The sequence below is a fragment of the Cronobacter sp. HA18006 genome, from assembly GCF_011605445.1.
Lineage (GTDB): Bacteria > Pseudomonadota > Gammaproteobacteria > Enterobacterales > Enterobacteriaceae > Cronobacter > Cronobacter sakazakii.
The window spans coordinates 1,217,800-1,234,625 of sequence record NZ_JAANQB010000011.1; the positions used below are offsets into that span (position 1 = coordinate 1,217,800).

Genomic DNA, 16,826 nt, shown 5'->3' on the forward strand with positions numbered 1-16,826 from the left:
ATCAGCCAAGGATTTCACGCACGAAACCTTCGATCGATTTATCCTGGCAGTTATCAAAGAAGCACTGCTGGAAGCGCTCGCCGGAAACAGCGGTTTTCACCAGTTCAGGATCGATGGCGCGCAGGGTATCGAGATAGTTCTCTTTCACCACGGCGGCTTTCACCTGGTTCAGAATGCCCGCGTTGCGCACCTGCGGCTCTTTACGCTCCGGCGGATAGCCCTCGCCTTTGCGCCCGGTAAACGCTTTTTCAAAGATAAAGCGCACGTTGAGTTCCGCGCCCCAGCCAAAACCTTTCGCGAACGGCAGCGCCAGCGCGTTACCGTTGTTGATTTGCGCGAACAGGAACGCGTCCGCCGGATCGATGCAGTAGCCGCACACTACGCCCGGATGAATATTCAGGGACATCAGCGCGCCCTGCCCGGTGCCGCAACCAGTCACCACAAAATCCACCGCTCTGGAATTCAGCAGGATGCTCGCCATAATCCCGAGGTGAATGTAGGTGAGATGATGATCGTTCTCATCACTCATGCCGACGTTATACACCGGGAACGCTTTTTCATCCGCCACCGCTTTCAGCTCTTTATAGATGATCGCGTTTTTGGCCGCCTGACTGTTTTCCATCATCAGTGCAATTTTCATTGGGTTCTCTCCTGAAAAGGCTATGAATAGCAAACTGTGAGTCAACCATACTATTCACCAAACAAACTTTCAAATTAAATGAAATATTGTTTTAAAAAATAGAGTGGTGCTCACAGTTTTCTTTCATGCCCGTTTTGTCAGAAGGTTTCCCAGTTGGTTTCTGTGGCTGTTGCCTTTGGCGCGGCGCTGCCGGCCAGCGCGGGCCGCACGAGCGGCGCTGCAGCGGCAGGCGTCGCGCGTGCCGTCTGTCCGCGCAGGCGGAACAGGCCAACCACTTCAGTCAGGTGCGTGGCCTGGCGCTCCAGATCGTTTGACGCCAGCACGGACTGCTGCACCAGTTGTACGTTCTGCTGGGTGACAGCGTCCATCTCTTTTACTGCGATGCCCACCTGACTGATACCATCGCTCTGCTCGCCGGACGCGCTGGCGATTTCACCCATAATATCGTTCACCTGGCGCACGGCAGTCAGAATTTCATCCATCGCCTCGCCCGCTTTCTTCACCTGGCCGGAGCCGGTCTGAATATTGCTGACCGATTCGTTAAGCAGCGTTTCTATCTCTTTCGCCGCCTGCGCGCTGCGGCTCGCGAGATTGCGCACTTCACCGGCTACCACGGCAAAACCACGCCCCTGCTCGCCCGCGCGCGCCGCTTCCACGGCGGCGTTGAGCGCCAGAATATTAGTCTGGAATGCGATGCTGTTGATCACCGTGGTGATATCGACAATTTTGCTGGAGCTGCTGGAGATGCGCGACATGGTTTCCATCACCTGTTTCACGGAGTCTCCACCGGCTTGCGCCGTGCGCGTGGCGTTACCGGAAAGCTTGCTGGCATGGCTCGCGTTTTCAGCGTTGAGTTTTACCGTGCTGCTGAGTTGCTGCATGCTGGAGCTGGTTTGCTCCAGCGCCGCCGCCTGCTCTTCCGAACGCGTGGAAAGCTCGGTATTCACGCCCGAGACTTCACCCGAATGGCTGCGAATGGTTTCCGCACTGGTGCGAATGGCGCTGACGGTTTTCTCCCAGTTATCCTGCATGCGCTGGATATACGGCACCATCAGCCCGACACAGTTGCGGCCGAGATCCTGAAGTTCGACCTCGAGATTGCCGTCTGCCAGCACGTGCAGGTGCCCGCGAATGATCTCAACGGGGCGCACCAGACAGAAGTAGAGGTAGCGCTCCATCAGAATGGTGAGGGTAATACTGCCCACGACGGAGAGACTCAACAGCCATTGCGCGGTGTTGACCCAGCCCGCCTGTTCAGCATTCAGCGTAAGACTATTTTCCAGGTGATGAAGAAACCAGAGCGTCGCTCCGGAAACCCCCACCCAGGCGATGGTGGATAAGAGCAAGACCCATACCACCATCGCACGGATTTTAACATTGCGAATAAAATTCATATGTTGATTCCTGGTGTAAAGAAGCCATCCCTGCGCAGACATGACGGTACCCATCCCTGCCTTTTCTGCATTTCTTTACGTCACAGATAAAGACTGACCGTATCGTAGTTGTCGGCCTGCGCGCGCAGAACTTAAGCATTGCAACAATAAACTTAAGTGATTATTTAAAGTCACGGTGCGTGAGCGTTTTGCTAAAGCGCGGGATACGGGGTGATCCGGGGGCTTTTCAGGCGATTGCGACAGGCTATGGCGTGGCATGATGTTATGAAGGCAAACTTTGTGAGAACACCGATGCGCAAGGTCATTTTCATTACCGCGCTGCTCGCGCTGAGCGGTTGCACCATTACTAAAACGCCGGAAGTGGTTGGCGGCAGTAAAGTTACCGGCACCGTGAGACTCGGTATCAGCGAACAACCGCTGCAACATGCGAAAGTCGATAACTACGTCGCGCAGTCTATGGCGAACCGCCAGTGTCAGGACTGGGGCTATGCCGTGGCGGAAGCCTACGGTGCGCCAGTCAAAACCTGTTCAGTTATCACCGGCACGCAATGCATGACGGAATCTATCGTGCTGGAGTATCAGTGCCGGGGTTTTACCATTAATAACCGCGCGGTCAGCGGCTGGTAAACCGGCGTTACAGCTGCCGCCGCCTGGCGGTGGCTGTGTGTACGCTTCTTTTTTCTTCCCCCTGTTATTTTCCTTCTTACGTTTATTCTTACCGTCTTATTTATTTCTTTTTTTCGCAATAATAATTCTCATTTAATTAATGAATGACTTTAATTCCTATTTGCATTATTAACGCCACGGTTTTTTAATTTTATCTTTTGCAAACAGTTTAATAACAAATTATAGTGCGGCGATAATTACCCCTGTTATCGCGGAGAATAATATGCTGAAGCCAGATATGATTGAAAAACTTAATGAGCAGATGAATCTTGAACTCTATTCTTCTCTGCTTTACCAGCAGATGAGCGCCTGGTGCAGCTATCACAGCTTTGAAGGGGCGGCGGCGTTTTTAAGCCGCCACGCGCAGGAAGAAATGACGCATATGCAGCGTCTCTTTAACTATCTGACAGATACCGGCAGTTTCCCGCGCATTAACGCCGTGCCGTCACCGTATGCTGAATATGCGTCTCTCGATGCGCTCTTTCAGGCGACGTACGAACATGAGCAGCTGATCACCCGCCAGATTAATGCACTGGCGCACGTGGCGATGACCACGCAGGATTATCCCACTTTTAATTTCCTGCAATGGTATGTGGCCGAACAGCATGAAGAAGAAAAACTGTTTAAATCCGTGCTGGATAAACTGAGCCTCGCAGGTAAAAGCGGCGAAGGGCTTTATTTCATCGATAAAGAGCTGGCAACGCTCGACGCTCAGCCCTGATATTTTTCCGGTAATGGCGCTGTCATTACCGGTTTTTATTCCCGCCTTTTAATTCTCTCCGCCTTTCATTTCCTCAATTTTTTGACGCTGCTAACAGCGGCTGAAGCAGGTCTTCCTGCACACCCTGCCGTAAACAAAAAATTACACCCTACGTAACGTCAGTTTGACGACGTGAACAGAATTCTTTACCCTGCGCAGCATAAATTTCCAGTTGATGATTGCAGGACAGTACACCGCGTGAAGAACCGCACTTTGGGCAGTATTTTTATCGTCGCCGGTACGACTATCGGCGCAGGGATGCTGGCGATGCCGCTGGCTGCGGCGGGCGTTGGCTTTGGCGTGACCGCACTGCTGCTTTTCTTACTCTGGGGGCTGATGTGCTACACCGCGCTGTTGTTGGTAGAGGTCTATCAGCACCAGCCTGCATCGACCGGGCTCGGTACGCTTGCGTTGCATTATCTTGGTAAACCTGGCCAGTGGTTGGCCGGGTTTAGCATGCTGTTTTTGATGTATGCGCTGACGGCGGCCTATATCAGCGGCGCGGGCGAACTGCTGGCCTCAAGCCTGAGCCAGTGGACGGGCGTAGCCATTACGCCTGCTGCCGGCGTGCTGGCGTTTACGCTTGTGGGCGGGCTTATCGTCAGCATCGGCACGCACAGCGTGGATCTGGTCAATCGTCTGCTGTTTACAGCCAAAACGGTTTTTCTGGTCGTGATGCTGGCGATGATGATGCCGCATATTCATCAGGTGAATCTGCTAACGCTGCCGGTGGAAAAAGGCCTGGCGCTCTCCGCGCTGCCGGTCATTTTTACATCATTTGGCTTTCACGGCAGCGTGCCGAGTATCGTCAGCTATATGAAGGGCGATGTCCGCAAACTTAAGCTGATTTTTATCACCGGCAGCGCTATCCCGCTGGTGGCATATCTGTTCTGGCAGCTTGCCACGCTGGGGGCGATCCCGTCAGACACCTTTATGGGCCTGCTCGCTACCCATGCTGGCCTAAATGGTCTGTTGCAGGCGGTGCGCGATGTCGTCGCCTCGCCGCATGTGGAGCTGGCGGTGCATCTTTTCGCCGATCTGGCGCTCGCCACCTCGTTTCTTGGCGTGTCGCTCGGGCTCTTTGATTATCTGGCGGATATGTTTAAACGCTCCCGCACCGTAGCGGGCCGCGCCCAGAGCGGACTGATGACTTTTGTGCCGCCGCTCGCTTTCTCGCTTTTCTACCCGCAGGGGTTTGTCATGGCGCTCGGCTATGCGGGCGTGGCGCTGGCGGTGCTGGCGCTGCTGCTCCCTTCCCTGCTCGCCTGGCAGAGCCGTAAACGTCACCCGGCAGGCTGGCAGGTCGCGGGGGGCAGTCTCACGCTGGCACTGGTTTTTGCCTGCGGCATCGCCATTGTGGCTATACAGTTTTTGATTAGCGCGGGCGTATTGCGCGAGGTTGGCTGAACAGGTTAAAGCCCCATTGTCGGGGCTTTTACTTTTCGCTCAGGTCTTTGCTGAAGTAAAAACGGGAGTGACCATCGCGATAATCGGGTGCCACGCCGTAGAGGTCATACCCCTGTTTGCGGTAAAAATCCGGTGCCTGAAAGCTAAAGGTATCCACAAATACCCGTTTACAACCGCGCTTACGCCCTTCTGCTTCGGCCATCGCCATGAGCGACGCGCCGGTGCCCTGCCCGCGCAGGCTTTCATCGACCCACAGAAATTCGATATGCAGGCAGCCCCAGTAGCTACGCCCGGTCAGACCGGCGGTCAGATTGCCCTGCGCGTCGGTGACGCTGATGATCAGCTCCTGCGGATCAGACGTCATATGCTTTGCGTTATAAAGCCCGACCTGTTTTTTTATGCGTGCTTTGAGTTCTTCATCCGCGGTACCCTTTAACTGATATTCCATCGTCTTTTCCTCATTATCTTTTACTGACCTTAAGCGTTTTCGGCAGACGACATAACCCCCGAAATCCGGCAGGCGGTATTTCTGGAAAGAGTTTGGTGTGCGGGGAGGGAGGAAAAAGAAGCCAGTCCTCATGGACTGGCTCAGTCTGTTATGGTTTGCGCCGTCCTGGCCCTTATTCTGCAAGGTACGATTTTCCCCCGTGTGAGTCAGCGTCAGAATGGCTCAACCGTGGGGCTGAACGCTGACCTGGAAAACTCATTGCAGCGAGTAGAGAGCACCATGATGGGGTGCTATTAAAACGTAGCAGCAGAATGGAAAAACAGATACATGATATATCGAGATTGATGAATTTATTAGCGAAGTGTGATGGTGTTCAGAATGTGCGCTTAAGCTAAATACATTAAGAATCAGCGTGATGACGCCGTGGCCGCTCAGGAAAAAACGAGAAATGATGTCAGGAAAAATGTCAGGAAACGGCGCGGAAAAATAAAAAACCACCCGAAGGTGGTTTGCACGGCACTGCTTATTGCTTTGATTATTCTTGTCTTTCCCATGGTGCCCGGGGCGGGACTTGAACCCGCACAGCGCGAACGCCGAGGGATTTTAAATCCCTTGTGTCTACCGATTTCACCACCCGGGCTCGGGAAGAAAGTGGAGGCGCGTTCCGGAGTCGAACCGGACTAGGCGGATTTGCAATCCGCTACATAACCGCTTTGTTAACGCGCCAGAATTGCTTGCCTTTTCAGGCTGACACCAGCAAAGGGGCTGATATCAAAATTTGGAGCGGGAAACGAGACTCGAACTCGCGACCCCGACCTTGGCAAGGTCGTGCTCTACCAACTGAGCTATTCCCGCTTATCGAAGTAACTGAAAGCGAATCGCTTAATCTAATTACTTGATTTATTTACCGTCCAGCGAACCGTGCCGCCGTTCGATGCGTTGCATTCTACTTACCTGACGCAATGAGTCAACGAAATTTTCAGGCAACGCGATTCGTTTGCTGAATTTTGCGCCGTATAGATCAACGTTCGAGCAAATCACCGCGCGCGGCGTTCAGATACTGGAACATTGACCAGAACGTCAGCACTGCAGCGACGAAAAAGAGTGCAATCGCGGCGTACTCAACCCACTGATTCGGACGCCACAGCAAACCGACCAGCGCCATCATCTGCGCGGTGGTTTTCACTTTCCCAATCCAGGAGACGGCCACGCTGCTGCGTTTGCCCAGCTCCGCCATCCATTCACGCAGCGCGGAGATAATAATTTCACGCGCGATCATAGTGGCCGCCGGCAGGGTAATCCACCAGCTGTGATAGTGCTCGGCGACAAGCACCATCGCGATAGCGACCATCACTTTATCCGCAACCGGGTCGAGGAACGCACCAAAGCGCGTGCTTTGATTCCAGCGGCGGGCGAGAAAACCGTCAAACCAGTCGGTCACTGCGGCAAAGCAGAAGATCAACGCGCAAACGAAAGGCGCCCAGTGAAAAGGCAGATAGAACGCGAGCACGAAAAACGGGATCAGAATGACTCGAAACAGCGTCAGCAATGTAGGGATATTAAATCGCATAGTGCAGGTAACTATCTGTCATAATTTGAGATTACCGCTATGTTGCTACATAGCCCTTAATGTTTCAACGAGTAGTAGATCTTTTCTGCAAGGGCCTGAGAGATGCCCGGCACTTTCGCAATTTCTTCGACCGACGCGTTCAACAGCGGCTGCAATCCGCCCATGTATTTGAGCAACATCTGACGACGTTTTGGCCCGATGCCTTCAATCGTCTCAAGCGTACTGGTGTTCTTCACTTTGGCGCGTTTTTTACGGTGGCCGGTAATCGCATGGTTATGCGATTCATCGCGAATATGTTGAATAACATGCAGCGCCGGAGAATCTGGCGGTAAGGCGAAGCCCTCCCCTTCCGGCTCCAGGAACAGCGTTTCCAGCCCGGCTTTACGATCGCTGCCTTTGGCCACGCCAAGCAGCAGCGGATGGTGTTTATCCCACGGCACGTCCAGCTCGGCAAAAACGGATTTCGCCTGACCAAGCTGCCCTTTGCCGCCGTCGATAAGAATAATATCCGGCACTTTGCTCTCTTCGATGGCCTTGCCGTAGCGACGGCGCAACACCTGATTCATCGCCGCATAATCATCGCCCGGTGTGATGCCGGTAATATTATAGCGGCGATACTCCGCGCGCAGCGGGCCGTTCGCGTCAAATACCACGCAGGACGCCACGGTCTGCTCGCCCATCGTATGGCTGATGTCGAAACACTCCATGCGCTTTATTTCCGGCAGATGCAGCGCCTGCGCCAGCGCGGTAAGACGCTGGCTGATGGTGGACTGCTGAGAAAGCCGCGTGGTCAGCGCCGTCGCCGCGTTGGTGCGCGCAAGCTTCAGGTAGCGGGCGCGATCGCCACGCGGGCGCGTCTGCACATTCACACGACGCCCGGCGATTTCTGTCAGCGTCTCGGCCAGCAGTTCCGGCGTGGTGAGCGGGAAATCGAGCAAAATCTCGCCCGGTAACGTGCGCATCTGGCTGCCCTGCAGATAGAACTGCCCGACAAACGTTTCCACCACTTCCGCAAGCTCGGTGCCGCTCGGCACTTTCGGGTAGTAGCTGCGGCTGCCGAGTACTTTCCCCTGGCGGATAAACAGCACATGCACACACGCCATGCCGGATTCAAAGGCCACGCCGATCACATCCAGATCGTCGCCGTTATTGGAGACAAACTGTTTTTCCGTTACGCGGCGCACCGCCTGAATCTGGTCACGCAGGCGCGCGGCCTCTTCAAACGCCAGATTCTGGCTCGCCTGCTCCATGCGTGAGACCAGTTGATTAATCACCTGGTCATCTTTACCGGCGAGGAACAGCCGCACATATTCCACCTGTTGCGCGTAATCTTCTTCACTTACCAGCCCCTCGACGCATGGCCCGAGGCAGCGGCCAATCTGATATTGCAGACACGGGCGCGAGCGGTTGCGATAGACGCTGTTCTCACACTGGCGAATCGGGAAAATCTTTTGCAGCAGCGCGAGCGTTTCCCGCACCGCGTAGCCGTTCGGGAACGGGCCGAAATACTCGCCTTTGGCGTGTTTCGCGCCGCGGTGGATAGCCAGCCGGGGATGCGTATCGCCGCTCAGGAAGATATACGGATAAGATTTGTCATCGCGCAGCAGCACGTTATAGCGCGGCTGGTAGAGCTTGATGTAGTTGTGCTCCAGCAGTAGCGCTTCGGTCTCGGTGTGAGTCACCGTCACGTCGATATTCTGGATTTGCGCCACCAGCGCTTCGGTTTTACGGCTGGCGAGGTTGCTTCGGAAATAGCTGGAAAGGCGCTTTTTGAGATCTTTGGCCTTGCCGACGTAGATAACCGTGCCGCTGGCGTCATACATACGGTAGACGCCAGGCTGGCTGGTGACGGTTTTCAGGAACGATTTGGAATCAAAAACTTCACTCACTGACTTGATAAGGTCTCCGCGTTACACAGGCCATGGCGGATGGCCAGATGCGTCAACTCGACATCGCCATGAATGTTTAGCTTACTAAACATACGATAGCGGTAGCTGTTGACGGTTTTAGGGCTGAGATTAAGCTGCTCAGAGATTTCATTGACCTTCTGGCCTTTGGTAATCATCAGCATAATCTGCAATTCCCTTTCCGACAAACTCGCGAAGGGGGATTCGCTGCGGTCGGGCTCTATCTGGCTGAGCGCCATTTGCTGTGCGATGTCGGAAGCAATATAGCGCCGTCCGGCGTGAACCGAGCGGATAGCGCTCACCACTTCGGCGGGTGCGGCACCTTTACTCAGATACCCTGCGGCTCCGGCCTGCATCACTTTAGCCGGAAGCGGGTTTGCCGTATGTACGGTAAGCATGATCACTTTAATGTCTGAAGAATAACGGGCGATTTTGCGAGTCGCATCCAGGCCGCCAATGCCCGGCATATTCATATCCATCAGCACCACATCCACCGGGTGAATGCGACACCATTTGATGGCGTCCTCGCCGCAGCAGGCTTCGCCTGCCACCTTAATGCCCTTCATATCTTCAAGTATGCGTCGTATCCCTGCGCGCACCAGTTCGTGGTCATCAACAAGAAGAACGTTGATCAAAGGAAAACACTCCTCAAAAAGGGATAACGCTGCTGGTAACTTATTCGCCCCATATTAGCGTTTTTTAAGTCAACTTTGAAACGCAAAAAATGCACTTCTGTAAGCAACGGGCGGGTTAAATCCAGTTAAAACGCGTTTTTGAGCCTGCGATAGCGGCACCGATACTTAAAAAACGTCCAGAAATCAAGGTTCAGCATTTCTGGATATATCATATTACTTTTTGACAATTTAAAAGCGCTGATGGGCAACTTTTAAATTTACAACGGAGAAACTTATTGGAAACATATATTTTCACCGCTACGTCAGCGAACCCTGAGAAATCCCGTTTATCGGTGAAAAGCTTATTATAATAAGCCAGACGCCTCACAAAACGCTCAAAAAAACGGCGCTAATTACTTTTTAGGACCTTGTGGTATACTCCGCCGCCTTAAAACATCAACAGGCGTGCCCGCTGCACGTCGTTACACTGACAGAGGATAAACCATGAGCACTCCCGATATTTCCACCGCAGAGAACAACCAGGAACTGGCTACCGAGGTGTCATGCCTGAAATCCCTGTTGACGCTGATGCTGCAGGCAATGGGTCAGGCTGATGCGGGCCGGGTTATCATTAAAATGGAAAAACAGATAGCTGAAATGGAAGATGCGGAGCAAGCGGCGGTTTACACCAATACCGTTAAGCAAATTAAACAGGCTTACCGCCGTTAATAAAAAAACCGGCTGGAGAACGTTTATTCTTCCAGCCGGTTCGAGTGTCTGGCACGCAGAACAAATGACCCGCTCAAATCAGTCCAATTGCAGCAGCATAACAGGCAATTTGCGTTTTGTTTGGAGCATTAAACTTCTTCTGCATATTTTTCTGGTGAAAATTAACGGTATTTTCCGAGATAGATAATATTATCGCAATTTCCGCCGACGTTTTACCTTCCGCCGTCCACTGCAATATCTCTTTTTCTCGTTTACTCAGTTTCATTTCCAGCACCGTTGCCGCCGGATCTTCCAGGCGCATCATGGTAACCAGGCTTTGTTCCACCAAATGCTGAAGTCGCAACGCCAGTTCGTCATCCGCCATGGAGTGTCCACGCGGGCTGGTTCCAGAGACGGATAAAAATCCCTGGGCGCGGTTAGGCGCAATGACGCACTGCGTTACGCCCTTGACCAGACCGTGGTCGCGCGCGGCATTCCAGAGCTCTTCTGCGGCGCCGGCGAACAGCGCGTCGTTCCAGGAGAGCGGACCCACCAGATAATTTGCAGGCTTCAGCACCGGATCTTTCACGTAATAATTTTCCGCCTGGTAATGCTCAAGCCAGGCTTCAGGATAGGTGGTGTGCAGCGTCAGTTTTGGGCGCGTGAAAGGCACAGGATGGCGAACGCACAGCGCGAAATAATCATATTCCATGTTCTGCGTTTCGGTTTTCAGGAGCGAATAAATGTCGCTTGAATCCTGAATTTCCTGAAAGCGGGTCGTCATTTCCCGACGCCAGTTAAAAAAGTCACTTTCCTTCATGCTGTGGGGCGAAACTCCTGTCGTGCTGTAAGCATTATTTTTTTGTGATATGACAAAATAACACATTCTTCATAATTATTAATATCAATAATCCGCATTCCGCACGCGACATTGCGCCAGACACAGGCTTTAAGCCAAATTAAAACGCTAACGAACTGTATATGCTGATTAATTAGTCAGACACTTTTTAAGGCTTATTTTTTGCAGGGAGTTTGCGAAGGCACCCGGTGCTAAAACGCACCGGGTAAGGGGTCAGGCATTGAGAAGTTTGTCTAAAAACTGGCGGGTGCGCGGCTGTGTCGGGTTAGCGAACAGCGCTTTCGCCTCGCCCTGCTCGACGATTTTGCCCTGATCCATAAAGATCGCGCGATCGGCCACATCGCGCGCGAAACTCATCTCATGGGTGACGATAACCATCGTGCGCTTCTCCTGGGCGAGCTGACGGATAGTGTTCAGCACTTCGCCCACCAGTTCAGGATCCAGCGCGGAGGTCGGCTCATCAAAGAGAATCACCTCCGGGCGCATCGCCAGCGCACGGGCAATCGCCACACGCTGCTGCTGACCGCCGGAAAGCCGCTTCGGATAGCTGTTTTCCTTGCCAGAAAGGCCGACTTTCGCCAGCAGTTCACGGGCGCGCGCCGTCGCCTCCGCTTTCGGCTCGCCCTTCACGATAACGGGCCCTTCAATGATGTTTTCCAGCACGGTACGGTGCGGGAACAGGTTAAAGCTCTGAAACACAAAGCCGACCTGCTGTCGCAACTCGCGCACCAGGCCGCGCTGTTCGCGGGCCGATCTGGCAGTATCAATGGTGATATCACCCACGCGCACGGTGCCGCTCTCGGGCTGTTCCAGCAGGTTAATACTACGCAAAAGCGTGGTTTTACCGGAGCCGCTCGGGCCGATAATCGCCACCACTTCTCCGGTCTGCACTTCCAGATCGATGCCATGCAGCACCGTCTGCCCGTGAAATTTCTTCACCAAGTTTTTGACCTCAATGGCACTCATTTCGGATCGCGCTCCTGTCGGTTTAGCTGGTTTTCAAAATGGTTTTGCAGGGCAGAAAGCACCGTCGCCATTATCCAGTAGATGAGCGACGCGGCCAGATACATCGTAAATACCTCCAGCGTGCGCGAGGTAATAAGCTGCGCCTGGCGGAAAAGCTCCGGCACCTGGATAGTGGCGGCGAGCGACGTATCTTTCACGAGGCTGATAAAACTGTTGCCGAGCGGCGGCAGCGCCACGCGGGCGGCCTGCGGCAGAATGGCGCGGCGCAGCGTCTGCCACGGCGTCATGCCGATACTCGCCGCCGCTTCCCACTGCCCTTTATCAATCGACGAAATCGCCGCGCGCAGCGTCTCAGAGGTATACGCCGCGGTATTGAGCGAAAGGCCAATCATCGCCGCCGGGATCGGGTCCAGCTCGATGCCAAACTGCGGCAGACCGTAGTAGATCATAAAGAGCTGGGCGATAAGGGGCGTACCGCGAAAAATCGAGATATAAAACCGCGCCAGCCACGAGACAGGCCAGAAAGGCGACAGCCGCATCATGGCCAGCAAAAAGCCTAACACCAGGCCGAAAAACATGCCGCCGATGCTGAGCTGTAGCGTAAAAACGGCCCCTTTCAGGAGAAAGGGTGCCGAATCGATAACCAGTTGGATACTTTCCTGCATTATAGTGGTTTCACCCTGCGTTTTCAGACATGCGGATGGTACGCGAACAGCGCCGGAGCGCCGCCGGTGTGAATAAAGAGAATCGGGCCGTTATCTTTAAAACGGTTCTGTGCGATGCCGTCAATGAGCCCCGCCATCGCTTTGCCGGTATAAACCGGGTCAAGCAAAATGCCTTCGAGACGCGCCAGCAGCTTCACCGCTTCCATGCCCTCGTCGTTCGGCACGCCGTAACCCGGCGCGAAATAGTCATCCCACAGTAAAATATCGGCGCGCGCTTCCAGCTCCAGCGCTTTTGCAACGCCCTGCTGCAGCGCGACGACTTTCGGCTTCTGCGCGGCGACGCTTCGCGAGACCGTCACGCCGATAAGTTCAGCCTCCGGCATCCCCTGCTCCAGCCCGACGGCGAGCCCCGCGTGCGTTCCGGCGCTGCCGGAGGCGACCACTACGGATGACGGGCGCACAACGCCTTCGCACTGCTGCACGATCTCAAGCGTGCTTTCGACATAGCCGAGCGCGCCCAGCACGTTCGAGCCGCCAACCGGAATGACATAAGGCCGGAAGCCCTGCGCTTCAAGGCGCACCGCCAGCTCGTCAAGCTGCTGGTCTGGCGCGTCCAGCGCGTCGCACATCTCGACCTGCACATTAAAGAGATCCAGCAGCAGCCGGTTGCCGTTAGTGAGGTAATTCTCTTCGCGCGTGGCGATCGGGTTTTCCAGCAGCGCCACGCAGTGCAGGCCGAGGCGCGCGGCCACCGCCGCCGTCTGGCGCACATGGTTCGACTGGATAGCACCCGCCGTCACCAGCGTATCGGCCCCTTCGCGCAGCGCCTGGGCTGCGAGAAACTCCAGCTTGCGCAGCTTATTACCGCCCATCGCCACCGGCATCGCGTCATCGCGCTTGATGAAAATTTCGCGGCCCAGGTAGTCAGACAGGCGCGGCAGAAACTCCAGCGGCGTGGGCGCGCCGATAAGCTCAAGGCGCGCATAGCGGGTAAGATTTTGCATGGTAAACCTCATGCCAGTTCAGCGGTTAAACCGTCATTATGCAGCAATTTTTCGCAGGCATAAAAAAAGGCGCTGATATCAGCACCTTTTTTGCGCAGCAAAGCCGTTATTTAGTCACGTCCGCGCCAAACCACTTCTCAGAGATTTTCTTGAGCGTACCATCTTTCTGCATCTCGGCGATGGCGTTATCAACGGCCTTGACGAAATCGTCGTTGCCTTTGCGGATAGCCACGCCCGCTTCCTGACGAGAGAACGGTTCACCGGCCGCGGCCAGCGTGTTGTTGGTCTTCTTCACCAGATCCAGCGCCGCCAGGCGGTCCACCAGAATGGCGTCGATACGGCCTACGCGCAGATCCTGATATTTGGTCGGGTCGTCGTCATAGGTGCGGATATCCACGCCCTGCACGTTCTGGCGCAGCCACTCTTCGTAGTTGGTGCCAAGACCAACGCCCACTTTTTTACCCTTGAGGTCGGCCGCGGTTTTAATGCTGTCCGCCTTCTCTTTCTTCACCAGCGCCTGAATACCGGAAACGGTATACGGCGTTGAGAAATCATATTTTTTCTTGCGCTCATCGGAGATGGTGACCTGGTTAATCACCACGTCGATACGCTTAGAGTCCAGCGACGCCAGCATCCCGTCCCATTTGGTCGGTTTAAGCGAGGCTTTCACGCCCAGGTGCTTCGCGAGCGCCTCGGCGAACTCCACTTCAAAGCCGGTCAGCTTACCGTCATCGCCCTGGAAGCTAAACGGCGGATAAGTGCCTTCAAGCCCCACCAGCAGCGTGCCGCGTTCTTTAACTTTATTCAGCAAATTTTCCGCAGCATAGGTTTTCACGCTCATGCCCGCGACCAGCGCGACCGCCATAACGCCCATCAGCGCCTGACGACCCAAAAGTGCAAGTTTCATAAGTACCCCGAATTAACGAAATTAAGTGCTAGTGTAAGTAGTTACGCAAAGAAATCAAAACCACTGTGCTACAACTTATGCTTTTTTAATATATATCAGAAGTTGCCGTTGAGTCGGTTTTCTCTGTCGGCAGTGACGAGAGCTGCTGATACTGAGCATACTTACGAAGCGCAATACGATAATTGTTGGTACTGGTGAGCGGCAGCCACGCCTCAAGATGCTCGTCAAGATTATCCTGACGGGCAAGCGAGAGCGGCACCTGGCGTTGGGTGAGATGCGCGCCGAGACGGCGCAGGCGCACCACATATTCGCGGATCGTGCCGTGGCTCATATCGGTTTGCTCGAAGAGATATTGCTTAAAGCCGATGATATCGAAGTAGTTGCTCTGCTCTTTACAATGCAGATCGCCACAGAAGCGGCAAAGCGCCACCCAGTCCTGCTTTTCCTGCTCCCAGGTGGCCTCGTCAAGCAGCGTGTCGAGCGCAGCGATCGCTATCTTGTTCACAATTTCGCCGCGATGAACCAGCGTAATGCGGTCCAGCAGCTTGTGACAATGCGCACAATGCGTCTGTGAGTGCTTGAAATCTTTAAGGTAGCGGCTCAGGGGCCGCCTTTTAGGTTGCTGCGCCGTCATGATAACTCCTGGTTGTCGTTCCTGTGTGCGGCATTACCAGGATGATGACGAATCAACAACCTATAGCTTACCCAGCTTGGTACGCAGACGTTTGATGGCCTGGCTATGCAACTGGCTCACCCTTGACTCGCCCACTTCCAGTACCGCGCCAATCTCTTTGAGATTCAGCTCTTCCTGGTAGTACAGCGTCAGCACCATCTGCTCGCGCTCCGGCAGCGATTCAATCGCTTCCATAACACGCTCGCGCAAATTGCTTTCCAGCAGTTGATGCAGCGGGTTTTCGTTCTGGTTATCTTCCGTCACCAGTTCGATGCTATCGCCATGCTCTTCACGCCATTCGTCATACGAGAACAGCTGACTGTTGTTCGTGTCGAGCAACATCTGACGATATTCTTCAAGCGGGATACTCAGTCGCTCTGCGACCTCCAGTTCCGTCGCGTTACGTCCCAGTTCCTGCTCCAGTTGGCCTATTGCCTGCGCCACCTCGCGCGCGTTGCGTCGGACACTGCGTGGCACCCAGTCACGGCTGCGCAGCTCGTCCAGCATCGCGCCACGTATACGCTGCACTGCGTAAGTGGTAAATGCCGTTCCTTGCAGGGCGTCGTAGCGTTCTACAGCATTCAGCAAGCCGATGCCGCCCGCCTGTAACAAATCGTCCAGTTCGACGCTCGCCGGCAAACGCACCTGCAGGCGCAACGCTTCGTGACGCACCAGCGGGACATAACGCTGCCAGAGCGAGTGTTTATCCATTACACCATCAGCGGTATAGAGAGAATTCACGATAAACAGCCCTGCGTTAGTTGAGTTATCGGCATGATTATCCGTTTCTGGAGAGGTTTTTAATCGGGAGAATAGTGAGGAAAATGAGGGGTTATTTAAGGGTTACTGACACATGAGATGAAAACATGCATCAGTAACTTTGATTAGTACTTGTAAATTCAACCTTTTTTACAAAGCAGGAAAATGCTTGAGCATAAATCTGGGTATTGATGACCAAGCTCATAACACCCTTCAAGATATTCTTTTGATATGATATCTGTCTGCAAAAGCCTATCCCACTGGAAGTTAGCCATGGCTTTGAAAAATATGCCCGTACGGTAAACCACATCCAGTCCAGCCCGTCGGGCATCCCTCTCAAGAGTATCTAGTGAATAGGTGCATCTGTGTCCGTGAAGAAATTCCGCTTCAGTTACCGCATCATTGTGAGAGATAAGTCCCATCTTTACTGCAATCTGACGAGAAGCCGCATTAGCGTTTGGACAAACCAGAAAGAAATGCCCATCTTCAGTTAGCCACTCATCGTTAATACGCTTGAGTAGTGCGACCGGTTCGTCAATATGCTCAAGAACATGAGTTAAAACGATATTTTCATAGCGACAAGGTAGCTTAACGTCTTCAAAGCGAGATCGCACCAGTGAAACCGCATCACCAACTCTTTCATGCGCCACTTTCAGTGCCTCTTCCGAGGCCTCCACACACGTGATATCGGAGAATTTTTCTGCAAGGCGCAGAGTAAAATCGCCCCTGAAACACCCTAGTTCAAGCAGTTTACCAGGCTTAAAAAAAGGCGTAAAGGCACGGATCATAAAAGGATGCATAACGTCGAAATCGAAGTTATAGGCATACTGGTGGTCCGCAGCATCTTTGATTTCCTGATTGTAATCTCGAATCATCATT

The 16,826-nt window shown here is 53.8% G+C and carries 18 protein-coding genes and 3 tRNA genes; 4 read left to right on the forward strand and 17 right to left on the reverse strand.

The window, feature by feature from the left end:
• Position 1: 1 nt before the first annotated feature.
• Both G9X48_RS07510 and G9X48_RS07515 read right to left on the reverse strand, forming a co-directional pair.
• Entirely contained in the window at positions 2-640 is a 639-nt protein-coding gene (locus G9X48_RS07510) for an RpiB/LacA/LacB family sugar-phosphate isomerase (RefSeq protein ID WP_004387990.1), read from the reverse strand.
• A gap of 137 nt (positions 641-777) precedes the next feature.
• Entirely contained in the window at positions 778-2,034 is a 1,257-nt protein-coding gene (locus G9X48_RS07515; protein WP_105607925.1) for a methyl-accepting chemotaxis protein, read from the reverse strand.
• A gap of 279 nt (positions 2,035-2,313) precedes the next feature.
• On the opposite strand from G9X48_RS07515, the gene yecR reads away from it, so the two are divergent.
• The 3 genes from yecR (at position 2,314) to tyrP (ending at position 4,867) form a co-directional block, all read left to right on the forward strand.
• Complete coding sequence (gene yecR, locus G9X48_RS07520) at positions 2,314-2,661, forward strand: YecR family lipoprotein (RefSeq protein ID WP_007868822.1); 348 nt, start codon at positions 2,314-2,316, stop codon at positions 2,659-2,661.
• A 262-nt stretch (positions 2,662-2,923) separates the two neighbouring features.
• Complete coding sequence (gene ftnA, locus G9X48_RS07525) at positions 2,924-3,421, forward strand: non-heme ferritin (protein WP_007868824.1); 498 nt, start codon at positions 2,924-2,926, stop codon at positions 3,419-3,421.
• A 237-nt stretch (positions 3,422-3,658) separates the two neighbouring features.
• Positions 3,659-4,867: a tyrosine transporter TyrP gene (gene tyrP / locus G9X48_RS07530; protein WP_004387986.1), complete on the forward strand. Its 1,209-nt coding sequence runs from the start codon at positions 3,659-3,661 to the stop codon at positions 4,865-4,867.
• A 28-nt stretch (positions 4,868-4,895) separates the two neighbouring features.
• On the opposite strand, the gene G9X48_RS07535 is transcribed toward tyrP, so the two are convergent.
• The 7 genes from G9X48_RS07535 to uvrY all read right to left on the reverse strand — a co-directional run bounded on the left by G9X48_RS07535 (position 4,896) and on the right by uvrY (position 9,427).
• A complete protein-coding gene (locus tag G9X48_RS07535) occupies positions 4,896-5,315 on the reverse strand; it encodes a GNAT family N-acetyltransferase (RefSeq protein ID WP_007868826.1) in 420 nt (139 codons plus the stop codon).
• A 553-nt stretch (positions 5,316-5,868) separates the two neighbouring features.
• A tRNA-Leu gene (locus G9X48_RS07540) sits at positions 5,869-5,955 on the reverse strand.
• A gap of 12 nt (positions 5,956-5,967) precedes the next feature.
• Positions 5,968-6,041, reverse strand: a tRNA-Cys gene (locus tag G9X48_RS07545).
• 53 nt (positions 6,042-6,094) lie between these two features.
• Positions 6,095-6,170 (reverse strand) — tRNA-Gly (locus G9X48_RS07550).
• 166 nt (positions 6,171-6,336) lie between these two features.
• On the reverse strand, positions 6,337-6,885 hold the full coding sequence (gene pgsA / locus G9X48_RS07555; protein ID WP_004387984.1) for a CDP-diacylglycerol--glycerol-3-phosphate 3-phosphatidyltransferase: 549 nt from the start codon (positions 6,883-6,885) through the stop codon (positions 6,337-6,339).
• Between the two features lie 56 nt (positions 6,886-6,941).
• Positions 6,942-8,774 (reverse strand): excinuclease ABC subunit UvrC, encoded by a 1,833-nt coding sequence (gene uvrC / locus G9X48_RS07560; protein WP_038880152.1) that lies wholly within the window; start codon positions 8,772-8,774, stop codon positions 6,942-6,944.
• Positions 8,771-9,427, reverse strand: coding sequence for a UvrY/SirA/GacA family response regulator transcription factor (uvrY, locus tag G9X48_RS07565; protein WP_007868852.1), 657 nt, complete (start codon positions 9,425-9,427; stop codon positions 8,771-8,773). Before uvrY ends, uvrC begins: the two co-directional genes overlap by 4 nt.
• Positions 9,428-9,910: 483 nt before the next feature.
• On the opposite strand from uvrY, the gene G9X48_RS07570 reads away from it, so the two are divergent.
• Positions 9,911-10,135 carry a DUF2594 family protein gene (locus G9X48_RS07570; protein WP_004387981.1) on the forward strand — a complete coding sequence of 75 codons (225 nt, stop codon included), beginning with the start codon at positions 9,911-9,913 and terminating at the stop codon, positions 10,133-10,135.
• A gap of 73 nt (positions 10,136-10,208) precedes the next feature.
• On the opposite strand, the gene sdiA is transcribed toward G9X48_RS07570, so the two are convergent.
• The 8 genes from sdiA to G9X48_RS07610 all read right to left on the reverse strand — a co-directional run bounded on the left by sdiA (position 10,209) and on the right by G9X48_RS07610 (position 16,825).
• On the reverse strand, positions 10,209-10,934 hold the full coding sequence (sdiA, locus tag G9X48_RS07575; protein ID WP_038880149.1) for a transcriptional regulator SdiA: 726 nt from the start codon (positions 10,932-10,934) through the stop codon (positions 10,209-10,211).
• A 252-nt stretch (positions 10,935-11,186) separates the two neighbouring features.
• A complete protein-coding gene (gene tcyN, locus G9X48_RS07580; protein WP_007868858.1) occupies positions 11,187-11,939 on the reverse strand; it encodes an L-cystine ABC transporter ATP-binding protein TcyN in 753 nt (250 codons plus the stop codon).
• A complete protein-coding gene (gene tcyL / locus G9X48_RS07585; RefSeq protein ID WP_007868867.1) occupies positions 11,936-12,604 on the reverse strand; it encodes a cystine ABC transporter permease in 669 nt (222 codons plus the stop codon). Before tcyL ends, tcyN begins: the two co-directional genes overlap by 4 nt.
• A gap of 23 nt (positions 12,605-12,627) precedes the next feature.
• On the reverse strand, positions 12,628-13,620 hold the full coding sequence (gene dcyD / locus G9X48_RS07590; protein WP_012124421.1) for a D-cysteine desulfhydrase: 993 nt from the start codon (positions 13,618-13,620) through the stop codon (positions 12,628-12,630).
• A 94-nt stretch (positions 13,621-13,714) separates the two neighbouring features.
• Entirely contained in the window at positions 13,715-14,515 is an 801-nt protein-coding gene (gene tcyJ, locus G9X48_RS07595; RefSeq protein ID WP_007868869.1) for a cystine ABC transporter substrate-binding protein, read from the reverse strand.
• Positions 14,516-14,600: 85 nt separating this feature from the next.
• Complete coding sequence (gene fliZ, locus G9X48_RS07600; protein WP_004387974.1) at positions 14,601-15,149, reverse strand: flagella biosynthesis regulatory protein FliZ; 549 nt, start codon at positions 15,147-15,149, stop codon at positions 14,601-14,603.
• A 60-nt stretch (positions 15,150-15,209) separates the two neighbouring features.
• Positions 15,210-15,929 (reverse strand): RNA polymerase sigma factor FliA, encoded by a 720-nt coding sequence (locus tag G9X48_RS07605; protein ID WP_004387973.1) that lies wholly within the window; start codon positions 15,927-15,929, stop codon positions 15,210-15,212.
• A 158-nt stretch (positions 15,930-16,087) separates the two neighbouring features.
• The gene (locus G9X48_RS07610; RefSeq protein WP_007868871.1) at positions 16,088-16,825 is read right to left on the reverse strand and encodes a class I SAM-dependent methyltransferase; all 738 of its coding nucleotides are present in this window, start codon (positions 16,823-16,825) and stop codon (positions 16,088-16,090) included.
• Position 16,826: the final 1 nt, after the last annotated feature.